The organism is Spirosoma sp. KNUC1025, from assembly GCF_045160025.1.
Classification (GTDB): Bacteria; Bacteroidota; Bacteroidia; order Cytophagales; family Spirosomataceae; genus Spirosoma.
Genome location: NZ_CP087139.1, coordinates 5,088,320 through 5,113,446 on the forward strand (window position 1 = coordinate 5,088,320; position 25,127 = coordinate 5,113,446).

The window sequence follows — 25,127 nt, forward strand, 5'->3', positions numbered from 1 at the left end:
ACGCTCTATGCCCAACACCCCTCCCCATCTGGCCGACCGACTGCTGAGCTGGTTCTGCGCCCCTCATTTGCGGGAGGAGGTGCTGGGCGATCTGCATGAACGTTACACACTACGGGTTGCACAGATAGGGGAGTCAAGAGCCCGACGGCGCTATTGGCTGGATGTGCTAGCCTATATGCGCCCCGAATTTATTCGACGACAACCTGAGCAATACCCTCAACCAACCAATACCACTATGCTACGGAATTATTTGAAAATCGCCTGGCGGAATCTAATACGTGAAAAAGGATATGCATCGCTCAATATGGCCGGGCTGGCCGTTGGAATGGCTGCCTCAACACTCATTTTTTTATGGATTCAAAGTGAGCTTACCTACGACCGCTTTTACAGCAAAACGGATCGGATTTTTCAGGTTTATAATCAGGATATATTCAGCGGAAACCCGGCAGTTTGGGGAACGACGCCCCTCCCGCTGGCACCCACTTTAAAACAGAATTACCCCGATGTAGAAGAAGCAATCCGATACCGGCCTACTACCTTATTGCTGACTGCTAACGATAAGAAAATGAACGTCGAGGGCGCGTTTGCTGATCCTTCCTTCCTGAATGTATTCGACTTTGCGCTCCTGGCAGGCAATCGGGAAAAGGTGCTTACCGGGTCCAATGGCATCGTTATTACAAAATCCCTGGCGGAGAAGCTGTTTGGCTCAAGTGACGCTATTGGCAAAACGCTTCAGCTTGATCATACGGATAGTTTTTTGGTGACGGGTGTTCTGCACGATCTGCCGAACAACACTCAATTTAACAATATATCCTTTCTGCTGCCCTGGACGGCCTTTGCGGTACCTGGCTGGGACTCTGATGGCTGGGGTTCGAACAATAATTACACCTTTGTTCTGCTGAAGGATAAAATTAATTCAGCAACCGCTAATGAGAAGATCAAACATGTCACAGCAGAGCATCTGAAGGGGGTTGTTGAGGACGTATCCCACCGGCAGATTTTTCTTCATCCAGCCACCAAATGGCATTTGTATTCAAAGCAGGAAAATGGTCAACTAGTTGACGGAAAGATTGGCACTGTGCACTTGTTCAGTCTTATTGCAGCCTTGATCCTACTAGTGGCGGCTGTCAATTTTATTAATTTAACCACCGCACGAAGTGAAAAACGAGCCAAGGAAGTCGGCATCCGAAAGGTGGTAGGGGCTCAGAAAAGATCACTTGTTTTTCAATTCATCAGCGAATCATTATTGCTTGCCTTTTTTGCTGGTCTGCTGGCTTTGTTGGTTGTGCTAGCATTTATCCCGACGTTCAATAGTCTGACCAACAAACAATTATCTTTAGAATTAGGAACGATCAATTTCTGGTTGGTTGCTAGTACGTTCGTTCTGTTCACGGGCTTGCTGGCAGGTAGTTATCCCGCATTTTTCCTGGCTAGTTTTCAGCCGGGCATGGTAGTGAAAGGCGCGCACCAGTCCATAAATACGGTTTTCTCGCTTCGAAAAGGTTTAGTTATTACTCAGTTTACATTCGCTATAGTCCTGATTATCGGCACACTGGTTATAAATGACCAAATACACTACGCGCAGAATCGGGACAACGGGTATGACCAGAATAATCTCCTGTTTATGAGTATGACTGGGGATATGTCAACGCATTATTGGTCTTTTCAGCAGGAGCTGATTCATGATGGAGCGGCTGTCTCGGTGAGCAAATCCCTTGGCCCGATTACGAATCTTAATTCCCGACAATGGGGGCTTTCGTGGCCGGGCAGTACAAAAGCCGATAAAGATATTGAGTTTGACCGCTTTGCCGCCGATGAGCTTTTTCTTAAAACCACAGGCACCAAACTGCTCGTGGGTCGGGATATCAACGTACACGAATACCCAACGGATTCAACGGCCGTTTTGCTAAACGAAACCGCCGTCAAAACAATGCACCTGAAAAATCCGCTTGGAACAAGTATCAGGTTTGATTCCCACGATTGGCATGTTGTTGGCGTTGTGAAGGATTTCATCTTTGCATCACCCTACGAGCCGATAAATCCCGTTGTCGTTCATGGACCAGCTGGATCAATTCCTCTTGAATGGATGAGTATTCGACTAAATCCGGCAAACTCCACAGCCAAAAATCTGGAGATTACTGAACAGATCACTAAGAAATACAACCCGAACTACCCATTCGAGTACACCTTCGCCGACGAATCTTACAAAGCAAAGTTTGCTGACGAGCAACGGACGGGCTCCCTGATTAGTTTATTTACGGGGTTAACCATTATTATTTCCTGCCTGGGATTATTCGGATTAGCTGCCTATACGGCCCAACAGCGAACCAAAGAAATTGGCGTTCGGAAAGTGTTGGGTGCTACGGTAACCAACATCGTGGGGCTTCTAACCAAAGAGTTCATTCAGTTGATCGGTATCGCTTTTGTTATCGGAGCACCCATCGGATGGTATGTCATGGAGAAATGGTTGCAGGACTATAGCTATCGAATTGCCATCGGTGTTGGCGTATTTCTGCTAACCCTATCCTCTGCCATCGTAATCGTAACCCTGACCGTTAGTTTTCAGGCTATCAAGGCTGCGTTAGTCAATCCCGTGAAATCGTTACGTTCTGAATAGCAGAGAGCAAGGGGCGTGGCGCCTGGCATCTTCGCTATGCTTCCCACCCCTCGCCGCCTGCTTTACCTCCTTGCACCATGCCCCCTGCTCCTCGCTTAAAAACACCCCGACCCGTCGCACCGCGCCTTGCCGACCGACTGCTGACCTGGTTTTGTGCTCCGCACCTGCGGGAAGAGGTGCTGGGCGATTTGCATGAGCGCTACGACCTGCGGGTAAACCGACTGGGGGAAGCCCGCGCCCGACGACGCTATTGGCTCGATGTGCTGGCCTATGTACGACCTGAATTTATTCGACGACAACCAACTGAACACCCTCAACCAGCAACTACGACCATGTTACGCAACTATGTCAAAATCGCTTTTCGAAATCTTACCCGCCAGAAAGGCTACTCGGCTATCAACATCGGTGGACTGGCCGTAGGACTGGCCGTTGCTATACTCATCGGCTTGTGGATTTATGATGAACTAACATTCGACATGTATCACAAGAACTATGATCGGATTGCTCAGGTGATGCAGCATCAGACTATCAATGGCGTAACAACTACGTATCGGGGTTTACCGATTCCGCTTGCTTCTGAGCTTCGGGCCAAGTACGGCAGCGACCAGGGTGATGGCCCGTTTAAATACGTACTGCTGTCGTCCTGGACGGAGGGGCACGTCCTGTCCTTCGGTGATAAGAAATTCTGGCGAATGGGAAATTACATAGAACCCCAGGCTCCCGACATGCTTTCGCTGAAAATGGTGAAAGGGACACGGGCTGGTTTGAACGAACCCTATTCCATTATGATTTCGGAATCAGTGGCCAGCGCCTTTTTTGGAACTAGCGATCCATTGGGGAAACTAGTAAAAATAGATAGCAAGACGCCTGTTAAAGTGACCGGCGTTTACGAAGATTTGCCGTATAATACCCAATTCAGCAATCTGGATTATATGGTTCCGTGGCAGGTCAATGTGGCCATTCGCGATTGGGTAAAAAAATCAGAGCAGAAATGGGATAATAACTCGTTTCAGATCTACGTCCAGTTAGCTGACCATGCCAGTATGGACCAGGTTTCGGCTAGAATAAAAGACGCTAAACTGGCCAATGTACCCAAAGAACAGACCAAATTCAAACCCGAAATTTTCCTTCAGCCCATGAGTCGTTGGCATTTGTATTCGGAGTTTAAAAACGGGGTGAACATCGGCGGCCAAATTCAATTCGTCTGGCTATTTGGCATTATCGGGGCGTTTGTATTGCTGCTGGCGTGCATCAATTTTATGAACCTAAGCACGGCCCGCAGCGAAAAACGAGCGAAAGAGGTGGGTATCCGAAAAGCAATGGGCTCGGTTCGTACCCAGTTGATCAGTCAGTTTTTGAGTGAATCCTTATTGGTTGCACTGATTGCCTTTGTGCTGGCCCTGCTGCTGGTGCAACTGGTACTGCCTTCCTTTAATGAGATTGCCGCGAAAAAAATGACTATGCTGTGGTCAAATCCTATGTTCTGGGCTGCTGGCCTCAGCTTTACGTTATTCACCGGCCTTATTGCGGGCAGTTACCCGGCACTCTACCTGTCCAGCTTTCAGCCCGTTAAGATTCTAAAAGGAAATGGTCCGGCATTCCGGTTTAGGGCTGGCCGTTTGGCATCGGTGCCGCGTCAGGTGCTGGTTGTGGTTCAGTTTACGGTTTCGGTCGCTTTGATTACGGGCACCATCATCGTGTTTCGGCAGATTCAGTTTGCCAAAAATCGACCCGTTGGTTATAGCCGAAACGGACTGCTTTATGTGCAAACGACAACCCCCGATATTCATACTCACTACGACGCTTTTCGGAAGGAGTTGATCGAGTCTGGAGCGGTTACCGAAATAGCCGAATCAGAAAGTCCATTAACCGGAGTCTGGAACGTAAATGGCGGGTTCGACTGGGATGGAAAAGACCCGAATCAGCAACCCGATTTTGCCGTCGTCGGTGTAACTTATGAATTTGGCAAAACGGTGGGCTGGCAGTTTAAAGAGGGGCGCGATTTCTCGAAAACTTTCGGTACCGACTTGGCGGCAATTGTTATTAACGAAGCGGCTGCCAAGTTCATGGGGTTGAAAGAGCCAGTTGGTAAAATCATTCGGGAAGGCGACCTGCGGTACAAAATCATCGGCGTTATCAACGATATGGTGATGGATTCGCCGTACGAACCCGCTATGCAGACGCTCTTTTATATCAGCGCTTTCCCCAGTAATTTCATCAACATTCGGCTGAATCCAGCTATGAGCGCCAGTGAAGCTGTCCGTAAAATTGGGGCCGTTTACCAGAAGTATAATCCAACGGCACTCTTCGATTATAAATTTGCCGATGCGGAATATACCAAAAAATTTGCGGCTGAAGAGCGGATTGGTACGTTGGCTTCCTTCTTCGCGGTGCTGGCTATCTTTATCTCATGCCTGGGCTTGTTCGGTCTGGCTTCGTTCGTGACCGAACAACGTACTAAAGAAATTGGCGTTCGGAAAGTGTTGGGGGCGTCGGTGCTGAATCTGTGGGGGTTGTTATCGAAAGAGTTTGTCATGCTGGTGGCAATTGCGTTTGGGCTAGCTACACCCCTTGCCTGGTATTTCCTCAGCCAATGGCTCCAGAAGTATCAGTACCATACGGAGTTAGCCTGGTGGATTTTTGCCGCTACGGGTGCGGGCGCTTTACTCATTACGTTGCTGACGGTCAGTTTTCAGAGTATCAAAGCCGCGTTGATGAATCCAGTGAAGAGTCTTCGGAGTGAATAAGTCAATCCAGTAAGGGAAGTTAATTCGTACGCTACAATCCCGGCTTTCTCCGATTTCAGCTTTTGGTAGGAATTGTACAGAAAAGGCTGAATAAACTGGTTCATTTCGGGACAACCAACGCGGTGAGATCGATTTTTGAACAGTAGACGCGACGCCGACGATTCCGAGAAGAATCGACGTACGCAGCCAGTTTGTTGCTGGGTGCATAAAAGCGATATAGCTTTCTGATATTTTCGAAAATCTCGGGCATTGCAATCCGTTGTCAGCCTTTCACTAATAATACGGATTAATCGGCAACGGATGAAGTTGTACATGTATGGTTCAACTCATACTCCTCTTCTAGTAGAAATTTTATATGCGCTATCGCTGTACGCTCATGGACAGTTATTGTCCGTTTATGGACAGTAATCACACCCATTTTCCTGCAAAACAGGCCATATCTTCCCAGAATGGCCTGTTTTTACTATTGGCCTACCATTTGTTATACATTTACACAAGTAATGTTTTTGTATGAAAGGAACCTACTTAGGCGAGTTTGAAGAAGTCGTTTTACTTGCGGTAGCTATCCGGTCGGGTGATGCATACGGAGCGGCCGTTGTCAATGAGATTGAGCAGCAGATGGGGCGTTCAGTCAATTTGGGAGCGGTGCATTCGGCGCTAAACCGCCTGCAGGAGAAAGGGCTGGTTAACTCCGAAATGGGCGGCATGACCGCCGAACGGGGTGGGCGTCGGAAGCGACTGTATTCCGTAACGGCCTACGGGCGCCGGGCTTTGGAGGAAATTCGGCAACTCCGCAATCAGATGTGGGCGGCAATACCAAACACAGTCTGGTCATGAGCGCCTTGAAGCCGAGCCCACCGCGCTTGCTGACACGCCTGTTGCACCTCCTGTGCGCACCCCACCGCCGGGAAGAACTGGAAGGCGACCTGAATGAACTGTTTCAGGAGCGTGTGCGGGCAACTGGCCTAAAAAAGGCTCGCTGGCGCTACGCACGGGATGTGGTTAGTATACTACGTCCATCGCTGATGAAACGAGAGGTTAATCGATACCCAACCCCAGCATTTACAACCATGATCCGCAATTATCTGACCGTTGCCTTCCGGAATATCGCCAAGAATCGGGTGTATTCGTTCATTAATATAGTTGGCTTAGCTTCCGGAATGGCGGTGGCCATGCTCATCGGCCTGTGGATGTATGATGAACTTTCGTTCAACAGGCACTTCACAAACTACGACCGGGTTGCCAAGCTCTGGCAGTTTGTGAAGTTCGACGTCGAAAAAGCCTCGTACGACGTTTTGCCGATTCCGTTAGCGCAGGAACTACGAAGCCAGTATCCCGATTTCGAATCGGTCAGTCTGTCGGTTACCCGCGATGTGATTCTGGCAAATGGCACAACGAAACTGACCAAAACCGGCAATTATGCAGAGCCAGAACTTGCCAGTATTTTATCGATACATATGCTGGAAGGTTCCGCTTCGGGCTTAGCCGATGTCAACTCAATTTTGCTCGCAAAATCGGTGGCCGATGCGCTTTTTGGATCAGTTGATCCGCTCAACAAAATCATTCGCCTGGACAACAAACAGGACGTAAAAGTCACTGGCATATTTGCTGATTTTCCAATGAATAGCTCCTTCAACGATGTGTCGTTTCTGGCTCCCTGGAAACTGTTCACAGCCCTTGATGCAGGCGCAAAACGTGACCAGAACGAATGGGATTCGAACTCATACCAGATTTTCACCCTGCTCAAACCCGAAGCTGATTTTAACGTAGTGTCGGCCAAAATCAAGGACATCCGTATGAAACGGGAAAATCCACCCGCCTATAAACCTGAATTTTTTCTGCACCCAATGGCTAAATGGCACTTGTATGGCGATTTTAAGGATGGTATCAATACGGGTGGCTTAATCACGTTTGTCTGGCTCTTTGGTGCTATCGGTATAATTGTGTTGCTACTGGCCTGTATCAATTTCATGAACCTGAGTACGGCCCGCAGCGAGAAACGCGCCAAAGAAGTGGGGATTCGTAAAGCGGTTGGTTCGGTACGTGGTCAGCTAATTGCCCAGTTTTTCAGTGAGTCGCTGCTTATGGCTGGGCTGGCGTTTATACTGGCTATTCTTTTTGTTCAGGCAAGCCTGCCGTTCTTCAATCAGGTATCCGAAAAAAGATGATCATTTTGTGGGATGTTCCATGGTTCTGGCTTTGCGGCCTCGGGTTTAGTTTGTTCACCGGGTTGATTGCCGGGAGCTATCCTGCCCTGTATCTGTCGTCGTTTCAACCTGTGAAAGTGCTGAAAGGAGCTTTTCGAGCGAATCGTTTTGCGGCAATTCCCCGCCGTGTGTTGGTTGGTTTTCAGTTTACAGTATCAGTCACGCTTATCATCGGCACCATCATCGTGTTTCGCCAGATTGAACACGCCAAAAGCAGACCCGTTGGTTATAGTCGGGCGGGATTGATCGAAATCAGCATGAATACACCCGAATTGTTTGGCCATTACCAGACCATACGGCATGACCTGCTCAACACAGGCGCAGTAACCGGTATGTCGGAATCGTGGGGTTCGGTAACCGTACAGTACGGCGGAACAACGGATATTTCCTGGAAAGGCAAAACACCGGATATGCACCCGCTGGTTATGGGCAACACCGTAACGCATGACTTCGGAAAAACAGTCGGGTGGCAGCTGAAGCAAGGGCGGGATTTCTCCAGAGCGTTTTCAACAGATACGTCCTCGATGATTCTGAATGAAGCGGCAGCACAATTAATGGGATTCAAAAATCCGATTGGAGAAATAGTTCGTCAGGGTGGCCGGGACTACAAAGTGATTGGCGTGATCCGGAACATGATAAAAGAAGACCCTTTCAAGACCGTAAACCCTTCTTTCTTTCAGCTTAACTACCGGGCGGTTAACGTAATTAACATCAAACTAGCTTCACATTTACCTGCCAGTGAGGCACTTGCCAAAGTAGAGCAGGTTTTCAAGGTGTACAGCCCCGGCACGCCCTTCAATTACAAATTTGTTGACGAAACCTATGCCCGGAAGTTTGGGACTGAAGAACGTATTGGCAAGCTGGCCGGTGGTTTCGCCAGTTTAGCCATCCTGATTAGTTGCCTGGGCTTGTTTGGGTTGGCCTCGTTTATGGCCGAACAGCGTACTAAAGAAATCGGCATTCGGAAAGTGCTGGGGGCGTCGGTGTTTAGTGTCTGGCGATTGCTCTCGAAGGAGTTTGTTATTCTGGTCGTTATCGCCTTTTGCCTGGCCGCTCCCCTAGCCTATTACGTATTGTCGGACTGGCTGCAGAACTATCAATACCGTACCGATCTATCGTGGTGGATTTTTGCTCTGGCCGGTATCGGTGCCTTAGCCGTAACGCTACTGACAATCAGCTACCAAAGCGTCAAAGCAGCCTTGATGAATCCAGTACGTTCCCTTCGGTCGGAATGAAGAAGCAGTAATGGATAACGTAAATGCATAATGAACAAACCTCCTCGCTTCGCTACACGCCTGTTACGCATCTTCTGCGCTCCCCATCGGGCAGAGGAGCTGGAAGGTGATCTGGATGAGTTGTTTCAGCAACGGGTGAAGGTGATGGGGCTTCGGCGAGCCTGCTGGCGATACATACGGGACGTAGTGAGTTTGCTGCGACCATCGCTCATAAAACGACAACATATACATGCATACCCAAGACCAACAAATACGACCATGATCAGAAATTATCTCAAAGTCGCCTTCCGAAACCTTACCAAACACAAGGGGTATTCGGCTATCAACATTGTTGGTCTTACAACGGGCATGGCCGTAGCGATACTGATTGGCCTATGGGTGGTTAATGAGTTCGCCTACAACCGGAACTACATGAATTATGACCGTATTGCGAAAGTCATGCAGAATCAGACGTTCGACGATAAAGTTGAGACCTGGACCGGGCAGGCAATGCAGTTGGCGCCTGAACTACGCGACAGTTACGGAAGCCATTTTAAATACGTCGCTACGTCCGATTATCCGGGCGACTACTTGTTATCGCTTGGTAATCAGAAAATTACAAAGACCGGAAATTTTATGGAACCCGACATTACCGAGATGCTGGCATTGACCATGCTGAAAGGTGCTCGGTCGGGACTTCGCGACCCATACTCCATTCTGCTTTCTGAATCGGCAGCGAAATCACTATTTGGCGAAGTCGATCCGTTGAACAAACTTATAAACGTCGACAAGAAATGGGATGTTAAAGTAACGGGTGTTTACGCTGATTTACCAGTCAATTCTACATTCGGAAATCTGACGTTTATCATGCCTTTTGCGCTGAAAAAGAAGGAGTTGCCGGAATGGCTCAGCTGGGGGAACAGCTGGTTTCAAACGTTCGTTCAGATCGCCGACAATGCCAACATGGAGACGGTTTCGCTGGCCATTAAAGATGCAAAATTCAATAAAGTCCGGCACAGTGACGACGTGCGCTTTAAACCCGAAATGTTTCTGATGCCGATGCGTAACTGGCATCTGTATTCGGAATTTAAAAACGGTGTCAATGTAGGCGGACAAATTCAGTACGTCAGATTGTTCAGTATTATCGGCATTTTTGTGCTGCTGCTGGCGTGCATCAATTTCATGAACCTAAGTACGGCCCGCAGCGAAAAACGCGCCAAAGAAGTGGGCGTCCGAAAAGCAATTGGCTCGGTTCGTAAGCAGATCATGCTTCAATTTTTCAGCGAATCACTGCTGATTGTGAGTATTGCCCTGGTGCTCGCCCTGTTACTAGTCATACTCATTCTTCCTGCGTTCAATGCCGTAGCTGACCGGCAAATTAGCTTGCCCTGGGCTAATCCATTGTTCTGGATTTCAGTGCTTGGTTTTAGCCTGTTTACCAGTCTGATTGCAGGCAGTTATCCAGCCATTTACCTATCTTCCTTCCAGCCAGTTAACGTTTTGAAAGGCACCTTCCGGGTTGGAAGGTTCGCAGCTGTTCCGCGTAAAGTGCTGGTAGTGATTCAGTTTACGGTTTCCATTACGCTGATTATTGGTACGCTGATTGTTTTTCAACAGATTGAATTTGCCAAGAACCGGCCCGTCGGCTATAGCCGCAATAATCTGGTGTCGTTTCCCATCAGGAACAAAGAGCTTATAACCCATTTTGCTACGTTTCGGGATGATTTGCTGAATACGGGAGTGGTTGAGGAAGTTTCCGCGACCGACTCGCCCATTACGAACACGGGCGTTACCAACAGCGGTTTCGACTGGAAGGGCAAGGCCCCGAACATGGCTGATGAATTCGTGACGCTACGTATCACTCATGAATTCGGCAAAATGATTGATTGGAAAATCAAAGAAGGGCGGGATTTTTCGAAAGAGTTCAGTACCGATTCTACCGGTTTTGTGCTGAACGAAGCCGCCGTTGCCTACATGGGGTTAAAGAACCCGATTGGTGAAATCATCAAATGGGGCGGCAATCAATTCAGAGTAATTGGTGTGGTTAAAAACCTGGTAACTCAATCGCCCTACGAGCCGATAAAACAGACTATCTTTTTCATCAATTACAAACGCCTTTCGCTGATAAGCTTCAAAATAAATCCAACCAAAAGTGCACCGGAAGCGCTGGCCAAAGTGGAAGCGATTTATAAAAAATACGACCCCGACAATACGTTCGATTTCAAATTTGTCGATCAGGAATATGCCCGAAAATTCAACGAAGAAGAACGTATTGGCAAACTGACCAGCTTCTTTGCCGTACTTGCCATTTTCATTTCCTGCTTAGGTCTGTTCGGACTGGCGTCGTTCGTGATGGAGCAACGAACCAAGGAAATTGGCATCCGCAAAGTGATGGGCGCTTCGGTATCCAGTTTATGGCAGTTGCTGTCCAGAGATTTCGTGCTGCTGGTCATTATTTCGCTACTCATAGCCGTTCCCGCAGCCTGGTATTTCATGCAGGGCTGGATTCAGAAATACACGTATCATACTGAAATCTCGTGGTGGATTTTTGCTGCATCGGGCGGTAGTGCATTGCTCATTACGTTACTGACAGTCAGCTATCAGAGCATCAAAGCAGCTTTAATGAATCCTGTACGTTCCCTTCGGTCGGAATAAAGACGCGGTAATGGGTAATGTTTAATGCGCAATGGACAATTGCTTACATAGAATGTCAACCTGCTCACGATGAACTACTTCCTATCATTCATTTTTCATCTCCCATTATGAATAAGCCTCCCCGTTGGGCCAAAGCCCTGCTACACTGGCTTTGCGCTCCTCACCGAGTCGAAGAGATGGAGGGTGACCTGGACGAACTGTACCGGCAACGGGTACAGACGCTGGGGCTCCGGCGAGCCAAATGGCGCTATGTACGGGACGTAGTGAGTTTACTGCGTCCATCACTGATGAAACGAGAACCGAATCAATTTCCAACCCCAGCCTTTACAACCATGTTTCGCAACTACGTCAAAATCGCTTTCCGGAATCTGGCTAAAAACCGGGTTTACTCATTTATCAACATTGGTGGATTGGCCGCTGGAATGGCCGTCGCTATGCTCATCGGCCTGTGGATTTACGATGAAATCTCTTATGACCGATATTTCCAGAATTACGACCGCATTGCCAAGGTGATGCATACCGGAAATTTCGACGGTGTAATCTGGCATAGTGGGTATAATCCAGCGCCAATTGGCAATGAACTACGCACCGTGTACGGCGATAATTTTACCCATGTCGTCATGTCGTCCTGGACCGGCGATCACATATTGGCATTCGGCGACAAAAAACTCACTAAAACCGGTAATTACCTGAGTCCTAATGCTCCAGATATGCTCACGCTGAAAATGCTCAGCGGTTCGCGGACCGGCTTAAAAGATCCATTCTCGATTTTGTTGTCAGAATCAGTAGCGCAGGCCCTGTTTGGTACGTCTGATCCAGTGGGTAAGCTCATGAAGATCGACAATAAGCTGAACGTAAAAGTGACAGGCGTGTATGAAGATTTTCCGTACAATACAGAGTTCAGAGAGATGAAATTCATTGCGCCCTGGGATCTGTATGTGTCATCAGAGGAGTGGGTAAAGCGGGCTCAGGACAATGTTGAATGGGGTAATTTCTCCTGGCAGGTGCTGGCGCAGATTGCGCCGAATGCTACGTTCGAGGGCGTGTCGGAGAAAATTAAAAACATACGGCTGACGCATAGTCCTGAGGTAGCCTTTCTTAAACCGGGTGTATACCTACAGCCCATGAGCGAATGGCATCTCTATTCAGGTTGGGATAAAGCGGGCAACCTGGAAGGACGGATTCAGTACGTCTGGCTGTTCGGCATCATCGGCGTATTTGTGCTGCTGCTGGCCTGCATCAATTTCATGAACCTGAGTACGGCCCGCAGCGAGAAACGCGCCAAAGAAGTCGGGATTCGTAAAGCCGTTGGTTCAGTACGTAGTCAGTTGATTGCCCAATTTTTCAGTGAATCGCTGCTGGTCGTTGCATTCGCCTTTGTGCTGTCTATTCTACTGGTTCTGTTGGCCCTCCCCTTCTTCAACGAAGTAGCTGACAAACAGATGGGTATCTTATGGACGAATCCCGTTTTCTGGCTTTGCAGCCTCGGTTTCAGCTTGCTGACCGGCTTGATTGCGGGTAGCTATCCGGCACTCTATTTATCGTCGTTCCAGGCAGTTAAGGTTCTGAAAGGGACTTTCCGAGTAGGTCGGTTTGCGTCGATTCCGCGTCAGGTACTGGTCGTCGTGCAGTTTACCGTGTCAGTGACGTTGATTATCGGCACGATTATCGTGTTCCGGCAAATCGACTATGCCAAAAATCGACCTGTGGGGTACGAACGGAGCGGCCTGATTACCGTAGCGATGAACACGCCGGAATTGCATCAGCATTACAATGCCCTTCGGAATGCGCTGATTCAAACCGGGGCCGTTGTCGACATGTCTACCTCGTCGGCTCCGGCAACGGATCTGAACTCGCAGAATAGTGGTTTCGACTGGGAAGGCAAAGACCCCAGCTTTAAAGAGAGCTTCGGCACCATTGCCATTTCGCATGATTACGGAAAAACAGTAGGCTGGCAGTTTGTGCAGGGTCGCGATCTTTCCCGACAATTCGTGAGCGATTCATCGGGCATGGTCATTAATGAAACAGCCGTCCGCTACATGGGACTGAAAGACCCCGTTGGCAAGCAGATAAAATGGAACAACAGGCCATTTCTCGTAGTGGGCGTCATCAGAGATATGCTTATGGAATCTCCTTTCGAGCCAGTTACCCAGACGGTGTACATGCTGAATTATGACTGGGCCAATGTTATTCATATCAAGCTAAACCCCAGCCGCAGCGCCACCGAGTCACTGGCAAAAATTGAAGCCGTTTTCCGCAAATTTAATCCCGGCAGCCCGTTCGATTATCGATTCACGGATCAGCAATACGCCCAGAAATTTGCGGCTGAGGTACGTATCGGTCAGTTGGCTTCTGGCTTTGCTATACTCGCCATCTTTATTTCCTGCCTGGGGCTTTTTGGTTTGGCTTCCTTCGTGGCCGAACAACGGACCAAGGAAATCGGCGTTCGGAAAGTGTTGGGGGCCTCGGTGCTGAACGTATGGGGATTGCTTTCCAAAGATTTCGTGGTGTTGGTCATTATCGCATTTGGTATTGCCATTCCCATCGCTTATCACTTCCTGAATACCTGGCTTCAGAAATATCAGTACCGGACCGAACTTTCGTGGTGGATTTTTGCCGCTTCGGGCGCTGGCGCTATACTTGTTACGTTGCTAACCGTTAGTTTTCAGAGTATTAAAGCCGGGTTGATGAATCCAGTCAAAAGCTTACGAACTGAATAGAGAACTGGCTTACCCGGGCGCTGGGCTTTGGCAGCGAAGGCGAACATTTATCGTAAACGCTACGTTGTTCTGTCAACGGACAGGAAACCGGAAAGCTCGTTTTTCCGTACCTTTGTCTGGTCAAACGGCTGTGCCGCTACTCGTATGCTCGATTCGTTGCTTACTCCATCCCCATCAGTCAAACCAACTGGCTCCCCTATTCTTTATACGCCTTCGCTGACTGAATACATCCGTCGAAAAACCATTACGGTCAACATCGGTGACGTACCACTCGGCTCTGATTATCCGATACGGGTGCAGTCGATGACAACGGTGGATACGATGGATACGCTCGGCTCGGTTGAGCAGAGTATTCGAATGATTGAAGCGGGTTGCGAATATGTTCGCATTACGGCCCCAAGCGTGAAAGAGGCCCAGAATCTGGAGAATATTCGTAAGGAGCTACGGGCGCGTGGCTATACCACTCCCCTCGTTGCCGATATTCACTTTACGCCCAATGCTGCCGAACTGGCCGCCCGGATTGTGGAAAAAGTACGTATCAATCCCGGCAATTACGCCGATCGCAAACGGTTCGAGTTCATCGATTATACGGATTCGGCCTATGCCTCGGAACTGGAGCGTATTCGAGCCAAGTTTCTGCCACTGGTACGTATCTGCAAAGAATATGGTACGGCCATGCGGATTGGTACTAACCACGGCTCCCTCTCCGACCGGATTTTGAGCCGGTATGGCGACACGCCCGTTGGCATGGTGGAATCAGCCCTTGAATTTCTGCGGATCTGTGAGGAGGAGAATTATTACAACATTACGCTCTCGATGAAGTCGAGTAACCCGCAGGTAATGGTACAGGCGTATCGACTGCTGGTACAGCGACTGGATGAGGAAGGGCTCAAGCCTTATCCTCTTCATCTGGGCGTTACCGAAGCGGGCGAAGCCGAAGATGGACGTATCAAATCAGCCCTGGGAATCGGTACGTTGCTGGAAGATGGCATTGGCGATACCGTTCGTGTGTCGCTGACTGAAGAACCCGAACGCGAAGCTCCGGTTGCACAGGCTCTGATTGACCGTTATACAAAACGTGCGGCAGAAAGTAAGTCCATTCCGTCCATCAGCACCTATCCGATCAATCCGTTTCAGTACACCCGCCGGTCAACCCACGAAGTTGCCAACTTCGGTGGACAGAACGTACCACGCGTTATTGCCGATTTCAGTCAGACGCCCGTAACCGTGCATGAGGATTTGAAACCGATTGGCCATTTCTACCTGCCAGAACCCGACAAGTGGCGCATGAATGATCTGGGTGCCGACTATATTTATACAGGCCAGCATCCGGCAACGTTTATGCTGCCCAATGGCTTGAAACAGATTCTGGATTACACCGCCTGGCAAACGGTTCCTGACCAGACCAATACGTTCCCGCTTCTAACTGCCGATCAGTACTTGAATGCAAGTTCGGGTCAGCTGCATAGTCGTCTGAATTTTGTTTGTCTTTCCCTGCCAGCTTTATCGACCCATCTGCTAAACGCACTACGTACGGATAAAGCTGTTGTTCTGCTGATTCAAACCGACAACGCTCACGCCATGGCTGAGTTGCGTCGATTGTTTGTCGAGCTGATAACGCACGACATCACCGCGCCGGTCGTCGTACAGCGGGCTTATACAGATACACCTACTGATAATATTCCGCTGTTTGCGGCAACTGATGTAGGTGGTCTTTTAATCGATGGTCTGGGTGACGGCATTATGTTATCACCCGTAGCTTCTGTGATGTCGGGTTTGAGAACCCGACCTGATTTGCTTCCGCAGCGTGTCGGGTTTGAGAACCCGACATCACACCAATTAAAACTGCTCAACAATCTGTCTTTCGGAATTTTACAGGCTGCACGGACACGTATTACCAAAACGGAATATATCTCGTGCCCATCCTGCGGTCGGACCTTGTTTGACTTACAGGAAACGACAGCACACATTCGCCAACGTACCGATCACCTGAAGGGCGTCAAGATTGGCATCATGGGCTGTATCGTGAATGGTCCGGGTGAGATGGCCGACGCGGATTACGGCTACGTGGGAATTGGTCGTGACAAGATTGCCCTTTATCGGGGACAGCAGGTTATCAAAAAATCGGTTCCGGCTGATCGGGCAGTGGATGAATTAATTGAACTTATCCGCGAAGATAAACGCTGGATCGAACCAACACTGGAGAATGTCTAGGGTAAAATAAGTAATGAATAATAGGGCTTTTAGTAATGTTTAATCGTCCATATTTGTTACTTAGATAGAGAAATACATTGTCCATTATACATTAATCGCTTGTGAACAGATTCATCGATTATCTAAAAATAGGGCCTGTTTTCGCCTATTTTCTACGCGTATTTCGCAAACCTGATCCTAGCCATCCTACCAGTGTAAACCTGCGGATGATGCATGGTATCAACCGAATTTCCATTGTCATGTTTTTGTTTGCAATAATCGTGTATACGGTTCGCCATTGTGTCCGATGAACGTAGAGACCATACGTGAGTACTGCCTATCGAAGCCAAGCGTCACCGAGTCGTTTCCATTCGGTGGCGATGCATTGGTTTTTAAAGTTGGCGGAAAGATGTTTGCCCTGTTGGCTACCGAGAGCCAGCCAACAACTCTAAATCTTAAATGTGACCCCGAAAAAGCTGTTCAATTAAGAGAAGAACATTCCGCTGTCACACCGGGTTACCACATGAACAAAACCCACTGGAATACCATAACGGTTGATGGACGGGTGCGGAATGCTGACCTTCAGGAATGGATTGATCAGTCGTATGAGCTGGTCAGAAAAAGTTTACCGAAGGCTGTACAGGCGCAACTAATTTGATTGAATAGCTTGCCCTAATCGGCCTAAACGTAGTAAATTCGCTTGATTTGGAAAACCCAGACTGAGATATGGAAGTTGTAGCGCTAGGTCTGCTGTTTACGTGTTATTTGACAATTCGCTATTTCCTGGTCGACCACGATACGGCGGCCGATAAGGATCGGAAACGCTTCCGGACAGGCATTGAATTAGTCAATGATCGAAAAATCGACGAAGCCCATCGCTTCTTCGATGAGGCTGTTCGTCAGCACCCTAAATCTGCTATCGCTTACGCCTATCGCGGCAAATGTCAGCTCATTCAGGAAAATTACTTTTCTGCTATTTATGATTTAACGCAGGCTCTTAATCTGGATAATACGCTGGCAAACTGTTATCTGGATCGGGGCATAGCCTATTATTATACCTCCGAATATCAGCTCGCATTTCGGGAGTTCGACAAAGCTGTCTGGCACTTTCGGGACGAAAAGCCCGACGCTTACCGCTGGAGAGCTTTAGCCCGTATTCAGTTTCGGCAGTTGCCACAGGCTGAAAACGATCTCCGCCGGGCAGTAGCGCTTGGCGACGAAAATTCATTTAATATTCTCCGGCAGCCGCCATTTACCCGGTCGGTTAAAGTCTAACCGCGCGGGGCGGTCCCGCGCGGTTAGATAGCTTTTTGCGCTGCCCTTTGGGCTTCGGCTGTATTACCAGCTTTTTTGTAGGCTTCGGCCAGTTCGCGGTACAGATTTGCCTGATCTTTTGGTTCGGGTCTTAGGGTAAGTGCTTTGTTCACCCATTTTACAACTGTTGGTGTTGCCACCGCATCCAGACTATTCCGGTTAAATAGCCGCGAAATATACAGGTATTCAGGCACCGACATCTGATTCGCGTTTACGTGGTTATCCATGCGCTCAACCGCTTTAGCCGTCTGATGCGTGCGCAGATAGGCATTCACCTCTGGTAGCAGGGTTCGGTTGGTCACCACTTTTGGGGCAATGCCAATTTTCATGAGATCCTGCCGAATTTCCAGAATCTTTGTCACCGGATAACTTAACCCGCGACCGCTAAACAACGACGACATCAGTATATTCTCGGCAACGTCCTTCGTCGGCTCATCGCCATAAGCCTTGCGGTAGGCATCCAGATGATTCAGCATGTACTGAAACATCGGATTCTCGAAATCGAGCACGAGCTTTTGCAATGCCAGCCAGTTAGTCTGATTCGTATACGTAGTGGGCGACGTTTTCCTGGCATACTCGTTCATGACCGCAATATTACCCACTGTGTCTTTCGTAATTCGACAGTACATGGCATAGTCGATCAGGAAATTCGGCGACCGTTCTCCCTGCACATACCGCGATTTCATCGTCTGGCTACGTACCTTCGGATTGAGCGCATTTGTGCCATGACGTATCACTTCATCCGTCGAGTTGTTGCTCATGGCGAAGTGAATCAGCTGCTGCTGCGGATCGAAATACAGAAACAGCGGTAGCGATGGTACAAGCAACTGGTATTTCTCTAAAAACGCCCGTGTTGAAGGGAGAGCAAAGTCCAGTTTGGTATTCGTAAACTTGGTATTGTAGAATTTCCCAACCCGGCTATCGGCCAGCGTTGGCATAAAACTCTGACAGACATGGCAGGTTGGCGAATAAATTTCAACAAAAACGGGCTTACCAGATCGCCGGGCATCCTGAAAAACCGTCTCAATGGGCGTTTGAAGAAACTGAATACCACTCTGAGCGAGCACACTGTGAGCTACCAGAAGTAGCAGAAAAATCTTTTTCATGGAAATAAAACTTCGTTGGGCAGCGCCATAGTCTACTAACGTCCGATTTCTTCGCTACACTATATTCACTACTGCTGTTTTTGCTGCTCTTTGATTTCTTCTTCCAGTCGCTTGCTCAGCGTACGGCAGGTATTCTCGATGTCGTTAGCCATTCGCTGGTCGCCGGTTGCATTAATGGCCGTATCCGCAAGCCCGCTCATGATTTCAATCAGGAAGCGCTTCATATCGATTACCTCCATATCTTTCGTCCAGAGATCAATCTTAAGCGTACTGTTATGGTATTGATCCCAGAGTGAAATGGCAATAGCCCGCGTATCGCTAAGTCCCTCGTTTGGATTGTCGGTAGCTTCCCAATAAATTTTCTCGGGGATGTTCTGGTTGTCCAACTCAACCGTAAAATGAATATCTGATTTTTTCATAATTGCAAAAGTACATAACGGGACCGGAAACCCGTACGCTACGGGCCGAGTAGGCTAAAAAACAGCCATTTTATAACCTAACCTTTCCAGATCGTTCCCATGCCCTATAGATTCCGTATGTATTTCTGTCCACCCAGATAGCGCATTTGCCGGGTAATCTGACGCGTCCGACGTTGAATATAGTTTGATGGATTACTAATCGAGAACTGCCGTGGGTTGGGTAGTACGGCGGCAATCCGGGCTGCTTCATTACGGGATAATGCTTCAGCCGAATGGCCATAATATCGCTGCGAAGCAGCTTCCACACCAAAGGTCATTGGGCCGGTTTCCGCTACGTTCAGGTAAACTTCCAGAATGCGTTTTTTGCCCCAGATCAATTCAATCAACACAGTGAAGTACACTTCCAGTCCTTTACGTATATAACTACGCCCATTCCAGAGAAATACGTTTTTGGCTACCTGCTGCGAGATAGTGCTTGCTCCGCGGGGGCGCTTGCGGTACTGGTTTTCCTGAATGGCATCCTGAATTTCGTCGAAATCAAAACCCCAGTGTGTTGGAAATGCCTGATCTTCGGAGGCTACTACGGCCAGAGCAGCTTCCTTGCTGATGGTGTCATAAGACCGCCATTTTTTGTACACGTGGCCGCTTTCATCTGTCCCGATTGTGTCGATCCAGCGAGAAATAACCAGAGGGGTGATCCAGACCGGTACGTATTTCAGCACAATAACATAACCAAGCGATCCAAAAAATAGCCAGAGGAACACCCTGACAGTGAGCCGATAGATACATTCGAGCCGGGGTCTCTCCCGCATGAAGTGACGAGCTTTACCCCAACGCGAAACCGCTGCCCCGCCAGCTGCAGATCTGGTCTTACCAGGCTTCCGACTGGTTTTTGGCTCTTGCTGCGTCGACGCGGTAGCCGCTTTCGGACGAGGTTGCTGGGACATATTTCGAAACGTATTGCCAGGGCGTTGCGGACTCATAAAAACAGAACTATCCCGCGAAAATAAGCGGAAAGCGGGTGTAAACCCTCTTACGTTCTGATTTAAGCGATCAAGATTATGTAATATGAGAAAATCCCACGCAATGAGAACCACCAACTGGTGGGCATTTTCATTCGTCTTCTACAAACAACGTAGCGGCTACCCGGTCAGCAAAGAGCTTCCCCGCTTCTGACAAACGTAACCGATTACCTTCCTCTACCAGCCATCCCGACGCATACAATGTTACCAGCTCGTGAGCCTGCACCTGTGCGAAATCTGCCCCTAGCAAGTCATTCAATTCGGTGAGTGAGCATCCCCACTGGGTTCGAAGGCCCGTTAGCAGATACTCATTTACCTGATTGGCAACGGTCAGTTCTTCTACCGTTGCAGGCAGCTTACCTTGCCGAATATCAGCCATATAACGTGCGTTATTGGCAATATTGTATTGACGCGAATAACCATTGTAGGAATGCGCACTTGGCCCGATACCGAGGTAAGGTCGCCGTTGCCAGTAGGCCGTATTATGCCGGGCATAACGGGCGGTATTATCCTTTTCACGGCGGGCGAAATTCGAGATTTCATAATGTTCGTAGCCAGCGCTCAATAAGGCCGTCGCCAACTCTTCAAACTGTTCGGCCGCCAGGGTTTCATCAGCGGGCGGGAGCTTGCCTTTCTGCTGCCATCGGCCAAAAGCCGTATCGGGCTCAATGGTCAAGGCATATGCGGAGATATGCGGTACGTTGAGCGCAAGAACTTTCTGTAAATCCGCCTGCCAGTGCCCCGAGTCTCGGTTTGGTATCCTGTAGATGAGATCCACGCTGATGTTCTCAAATCCAGCCTCGCGCGCCAGATAAACACAGCGTTCGGCCTCGGAGGCCGTATGCGCCCGATTCATCCAGCGAAGTGTGGTCTCATCAAATGTCTGGATGCCAATACTCAGGCGATTGACGTACTGACGAAGCATCTGAAGTTTCTCCATCGACAAATCATCAGGATTCGCTTCAAGCGTGATTTCAGCCGTTGAAGAGATCGAAAAAAAGCGCCGAATTGTTGCGAAAATTTGCGTCAACTCAGGCTCCGTCAACAGCGAAGGTGTGCCGCCCCCTAAGTAAATCGTTTCAAGCGGCTGATCGGGAAGGTAATTTTTTTGCAGGCGAATTTCAGCACAAAGAGCATCAACCAGTGGGGATTTCTGACTCAAATTTGTACTGAAATGAAAATCGCAGTAATGGCAGGCCTGCTTACAAAACGGTATGTGCAGATAAAGATGCATCTGCTTCTATGACAACAAAATCAGGGGATGGGTTCCGAACAGGCAGAGATGAAGACTTTGGAAAATGCGTCGATTGACTTCCGGCCTTTTGCGCGTTCAGCTTTATAATTTCTTTATCAGGAAGATGGTCAACCCATGTTTACTCTGTACTGTTCCAGTGATCTGGAAACCAAAACGTAAATTCAGAATAAGCATCTCACGCCATTGGTTGTAGGTCTGCGTTCGAACCGTATGGTAGCCATTCTGGCGACACCATTCATGCTGTTGTCGCATGAGTTCGGAAGCGATACCGTTACCGCGATAATCCGGGTGAACGGCGCCAAGCCAGCTATAAAAACTTCCGGGTTTTCGCTCATACCCTAGCTTACATCCCACCACCTGCTCATTTTGAACAGCCAATAGTGTTTGCAATCCCGTTCGGGAAACCTGATACGTTAGCTCGGAAAGTAAATCGGATGAGCCCTGACTGGCAAAAACACCACTAAGCAATGTGAGCAACGAGGTCAACAGGGGTTGTGGGGGTAACGTAGCGTAAGCCTGATAGCGTAATTCCATGCAGCGAAAGTGCAGAAAAAACTTCGCCAGCCAAAGCAGTCAGCACTTACCGATCAGGACATTTTTTGCAGCGCTTTCCTTTTTTGTACTTTTTGCAGCACTTTTTCAGTACGCATTCATTACTCAAGAAAGGATTAGCCTGAAGGATTGGCTTAGCATCATTCAGAAAATCGGGCCATTCAAAAGAGGCACTTTCTGCAGTCATTTGTGTTGAGTCGTTTACCAGGGCAAAATTAAGCTTATTTAGATTGATTACAATTTATCTTTGAGTTTTTTTTAGAATAGTTTTAAAACAGCAAATGCCATAACTGGCGTTACGGCATTTGCTGACTAATCAGCCTGGTACAGCGTACAACCTGCTGTCTGTCAGGAATGGTTTATGAATTTATTTCGCCGGTGAGGTATAATTGAACCTGACCAGAGATATCCACGCGGGCCGGACCAGACCCCTCATCATTCAATTTACAGCGCAGATAGCCTCCCCGTTTCGAAAGCTGCCGGGCGGTAAGTTCTTTCTTCCCCAGCCTTTCTGCCCAATAAGGCACCAACGTAGTATGCGCTGAACCCGTTACAGGATCTTCATCGATGCCCGTTTGCGGGCCAAAAAATCGGGAAACAAAATCAACGCAAACCTCTGATTCACTAGTTGAGGGCCGGCCTGGTGCGGTCACGATAATACCCCGCGCTGGAACTGTACTCATTTCCCGCAAATCGGGCTGCAATGCTTCAATTTGTTCCTGTGTTTCATAAACCAGCATATAATCGGTTTTCCCTTTGTATATGGCTACTGGTTTCTCATGGACGCTGGCTACCAGAGCTGGTGGCTGAAGGTTAGCTTTCTGCACTTTATCAACCGGAAAATCGAGTGTCATCCAGCCATCTTCACCCCGGCAAACCTTCAACTGGCCACTTCGGGAATTAAAATAAATCTGATCCGTTTCGTGATTGTCAATTCCCTGGTTTTCTAAAAAGAAAATAACGTAACCTGTAGCCAAAGTAGCATGGCCACATAAGTCAACCTCAGTGGTGGGTGTAAACCAGCGAATATGGTAGGTATCCTCTTCGTCGGTTTTTACATAAAAAGCCGTTTCAGCCAGGTTGTTTTCCGAAGCTATTAACTGCATTTGCTCGTCAGGCAACCATTCCTTCAATGGAACAACTGCTGCCGGATTCCCTGCAAACAGTCGATCAGTAAAGGCATCAAGTTGGTAAATACGCATAATTTTAAAAAAGTGCACCGCACAATTATATGGTTAGGAATAGTATTCTTTCGTTTGTAAGGTATCGAACGTAGCCACCGAAAAATCGGCTAAAGTTGGCAATTTAATATTCGCTATGGAAAATTTAGGATCATCGTATTCAAAAGCTCCTGGAACGGCTACAGTACGCATGCCTGCCGTATAGGCTGACTTTAGCCCGCTGCCCGAATCTTCAAAAGCCAGACAATTGGCGGGTAATACGTTCAGCTTGCGGGCTGTACCAAGATAAACATCAGGGGCTGGTTTATTACGGGCTTCCAGCGTAGCCGAATGCCAGAGCGTAAGCGTATCGCGAATGCCCAGCCTGGTCACAACAACCTCAATCAAACTCATGGGTGAAGCCGACGCTATAGCTGTTGGAATATCCCGGCTCACAAAAAAATCCAGGGCTGCCAGCGCACCCGGCATGGGTTCAGCAAAATGCGCAATGCGCTCATGAACTCCTTCCGTGATGGCATCAGCGAGATCTTCGAGGCTCCGGCCAGCAGCAATCTCAGGCGACCAGGGTGCGCGTACAAACCAGTACCGAACAACATCCAGTATTGGCAAACCTGTGGTTTGTTTGCACTCTTCATCGGTTAAGATTAGCCCTACTGTGGCAAATACCTCTCGTTCCATAGCCCGCCAGTGGGGTTCAGAATCCACCAGCAGTCCATCCATGTCAAATATTGCAGCGTGTATCAAAATCGGTTGATTAGTCGGTCAATTAATGCGTGTCAGTGAATTGAAAGGGTAACGCTACCCGGATGCAGGCCAGGTTGATGATCACACGTCAGCCTGACGAAATGGCTTCACGTCTACTTTCTCCCAGACGCCCTGTACGATATACGGGTCGGTTTGCAGGTAGTGTTGCAAGTGTTCCTGACTTTCCATCTCCAGCAATAGCATAGACCCAATCATTTTTCCATCTGGGCTAAGGAGCGCCCCTCCGAGTATAAACTGACCTTTTTGCTTAAGCAGGCGCACATAGTCGAAGTGATCGGGCCTGGCGCGCATCCGCCGATCAAGCGCGTCGGCGTCTTTATAATCGTAAGCGTGAATAACGTAACGCATGAAGCAGCGTGGGTTTCGTTTGGCAAGATACCATCTTTCGCAAACTTAACCTTAACAAAAAGTAAGTCTAAACGTCCAATGACCGCAGTCTTAAGGATATGAGGAGGAAAATAGGAATTCAGTGCCTGAAAGACCAGGTTCACACCTAGCCTTCATGGTTCAACGTAGCGAGGGAGGATTGGAAAGCAATCGTCAAACTATAGATGATCGTCGAAGCTAATCTGGTTGATAATTTTAGTTGATAGCTGACTGCACAAGGTTTTAATAAAAAAGTCCCCAATCATCCGGGGCATCATTGTCTTTATCAAAGCCATTGACCCACTCGACAAATAGAAGCCTAAACTGTTCTATCTCGTCACGTAGTATATTCAGGTATGCAGGCGTCGCCAGTTTTTCAGCTTTGCAGTACGACGTCTGCGCCAGTAGCTCGCGGGCGTGCATTTTAATGATGACGGCATTTTCCATACGCAAGGTATATAGATCTCCCCCTTCAGCGCCCACAATCTTGGGAGCGAGCATCATTGCATTAGCCAGCATTTGCTCATGCATCATCAGTACGTCATCTTCCTTATTGATGGTTTCCACAATAGCCTGTGTCAACTCCATCAATTCGTTAGCTTTCCGCAGAATGGGCAAATTTTTGATACGCCGATTTTCAGCCTCCATTTCTGCACGGGCTTCTTCGGGGTCATAGTCCTCGTCGAAACCATCCCAGTCCATAAAGCTATCGTCGTCGTCTTCGTCGTCAAAGTTCATCACAAAATGGGCAGAGGGGTTAATACCTTCTGATTGCCAAAGTAACACAAACGATT

Annotated in this window: 18 protein-coding genes and 1 pseudogene; 10 read left to right on the top strand and 9 right to left on the bottom strand. The window is 48.5% G+C overall.

From position 1 onward, the window contains the following. Positions 1 to 7: 7 nt before the first annotated feature. The 10 genes and pseudogenes from LN737_RS22340 (at position 8) to LN737_RS22385 (ending at position 17,628) form a co-directional block, all read left to right on the top strand. Positions 8 to 2,617: an ABC transporter permease gene (locus tag LN737_RS22340; RefSeq protein WP_405512070.1), complete on the top strand. Its 2,610-nt coding sequence runs from the start codon at positions 8 to 10 to the stop codon at positions 2,615 to 2,617. A gap of 77 nt (positions 2,618 to 2,694) precedes the next feature. Next, a complete protein-coding gene (locus LN737_RS22345; RefSeq protein WP_405512072.1) occupies positions 2,695 to 5,364 on the top strand; it encodes an ABC transporter permease in 2,670 nt (889 codons plus the stop codon). Between the two features lie 510 nt (positions 5,365 to 5,874). Further along, positions 5,875 to 6,201 carry a PadR family transcriptional regulator gene (locus LN737_RS22350; protein ID WP_405512074.1) on the top strand — a complete coding sequence of 109 codons (327 nt, stop codon included), beginning with the start codon at positions 5,875 to 5,877 and terminating at the stop codon, positions 6,199 to 6,201. Then, a pseudogene (locus LN737_RS22355) lies at positions 6,198 to 8,806 on the top strand (ABC transporter permease). The gene LN737_RS22350 and the pseudogene LN737_RS22355 overlap by 4 nt, the downstream one beginning before the upstream one ends. Positions 8,807 to 8,836: 30 nt before the next feature. After that, positions 8,837 to 11,440, top strand: a complete 2,604-nt coding sequence (locus tag LN737_RS22360; RefSeq protein WP_405512076.1) for an ABC transporter permease — start codon at positions 8,837 to 8,839, stop codon at positions 11,438 to 11,440. Positions 11,441 to 11,547: 107 nt separating this feature from the next. Then, positions 11,548 to 14,160 carry an ABC transporter permease gene (locus LN737_RS22365; protein WP_405512078.1) on the top strand — a complete coding sequence of 871 codons (2,613 nt, stop codon included), beginning with the start codon at positions 11,548 to 11,550 and terminating at the stop codon, positions 14,158 to 14,160. A 144-nt stretch (positions 14,161 to 14,304) separates the two neighbouring features. After that, positions 14,305 to 16,374 carry a (E)-4-hydroxy-3-methylbut-2-enyl-diphosphate synthase gene (gene ispG, locus LN737_RS22370; protein ID WP_405520486.1) on the top strand — a complete coding sequence of 690 codons (2,070 nt, stop codon included), beginning with the start codon at positions 14,305 to 14,307 and terminating at the stop codon, positions 16,372 to 16,374. A 101-nt stretch (positions 16,375 to 16,475) separates the two neighbouring features. Next, positions 16,476 to 16,664, top strand: a complete 189-nt coding sequence (locus LN737_RS22375) for a DUF6728 family protein (RefSeq protein WP_405512080.1) — start codon at positions 16,476 to 16,478, stop codon at positions 16,662 to 16,664. Next, positions 16,661 to 17,011: an MmcQ/YjbR family DNA-binding protein gene (locus tag LN737_RS22380; RefSeq protein WP_405512082.1), complete on the top strand. Its 351-nt coding sequence runs from the start codon at positions 16,661 to 16,663 to the stop codon at positions 17,009 to 17,011. The genes LN737_RS22375 and LN737_RS22380 overlap by 4 nt, the downstream gene beginning before the upstream one ends. 68 nt (positions 17,012 to 17,079) lie before the next feature. Then, positions 17,080 to 17,628, top strand: coding sequence for a tetratricopeptide repeat protein (locus LN737_RS22385; RefSeq protein WP_405512084.1), 549 nt, complete (start codon positions 17,080 to 17,082; stop codon positions 17,626 to 17,628). Between the two features lie 23 nt (positions 17,629 to 17,651). Here LN737_RS22385 and LN737_RS22390 read toward each other — a convergent pair whose 3' ends face one another. The 9 genes from LN737_RS22390 to LN737_RS22430 form a co-directional block, all read right to left on the bottom strand. Further along, positions 17,652 to 18,773, bottom strand: coding sequence for a thioredoxin family protein (locus tag LN737_RS22390; RefSeq protein WP_405512086.1), 1,122 nt, complete (start codon positions 18,771 to 18,773; stop codon positions 17,652 to 17,654). Between the two features lie 68 nt (positions 18,774 to 18,841). Then, a complete protein-coding gene (gldC, locus tag LN737_RS22395; RefSeq protein WP_405512087.1) occupies positions 18,842 to 19,192 on the bottom strand; it encodes a gliding motility protein GldC in 351 nt (116 codons plus the stop codon). A gap of 104 nt (positions 19,193 to 19,296) precedes the next feature. Next, positions 19,297 to 20,175 (bottom strand): monofunctional biosynthetic peptidoglycan transglycosylase, encoded by an 879-nt coding sequence (mtgA, locus tag LN737_RS22400; protein ID WP_405512089.1) that lies wholly within the window; start codon positions 20,173 to 20,175, stop codon positions 19,297 to 19,299. A 130-nt stretch (positions 20,176 to 20,305) separates the two neighbouring features. Next, positions 20,306 to 21,448, bottom strand: coding sequence for a radical SAM family heme chaperone HemW (gene hemW / locus LN737_RS22405; protein WP_405512091.1), 1,143 nt, complete (start codon positions 21,446 to 21,448; stop codon positions 20,306 to 20,308). 102 nt (positions 21,449 to 21,550) lie between these two features. Beyond that, the gene (locus LN737_RS22410) at positions 21,551 to 22,003 is read right to left on the bottom strand and encodes a GNAT family N-acetyltransferase (protein ID WP_405512093.1); all 453 of its coding nucleotides are present in this window, start codon (positions 22,001 to 22,003) and stop codon (positions 21,551 to 21,553) included. 377 nt (positions 22,004 to 22,380) lie between these two features. Continuing rightward, on the bottom strand, positions 22,381 to 23,223 hold the full coding sequence (locus LN737_RS22415) for a PhzF family phenazine biosynthesis protein (protein ID WP_405512095.1): 843 nt from the start codon (positions 23,221 to 23,223) through the stop codon (positions 22,381 to 22,383). Positions 23,224 to 23,256: 33 nt separating this feature from the next. Continuing rightward, positions 23,257 to 23,946, bottom strand: coding sequence for an HAD-IA family hydrolase (locus LN737_RS22420; RefSeq protein WP_405512097.1), 690 nt, complete (start codon positions 23,944 to 23,946; stop codon positions 23,257 to 23,259). Between the two features lie 81 nt (positions 23,947 to 24,027). Then, entirely contained in the window at positions 24,028 to 24,315 is a 288-nt protein-coding gene (locus LN737_RS22425; RefSeq protein ID WP_405512099.1) for a YciI family protein, read from the bottom strand. A gap of 261 nt (positions 24,316 to 24,576) precedes the next feature. Continuing rightward, complete coding sequence (locus tag LN737_RS22430) at positions 24,577 to 25,071, bottom strand: hypothetical protein (protein WP_405512101.1); 495 nt, start codon at positions 25,069 to 25,071, stop codon at positions 24,577 to 24,579. Positions 25,072 to 25,127 lie beyond the last annotated feature (56 nt).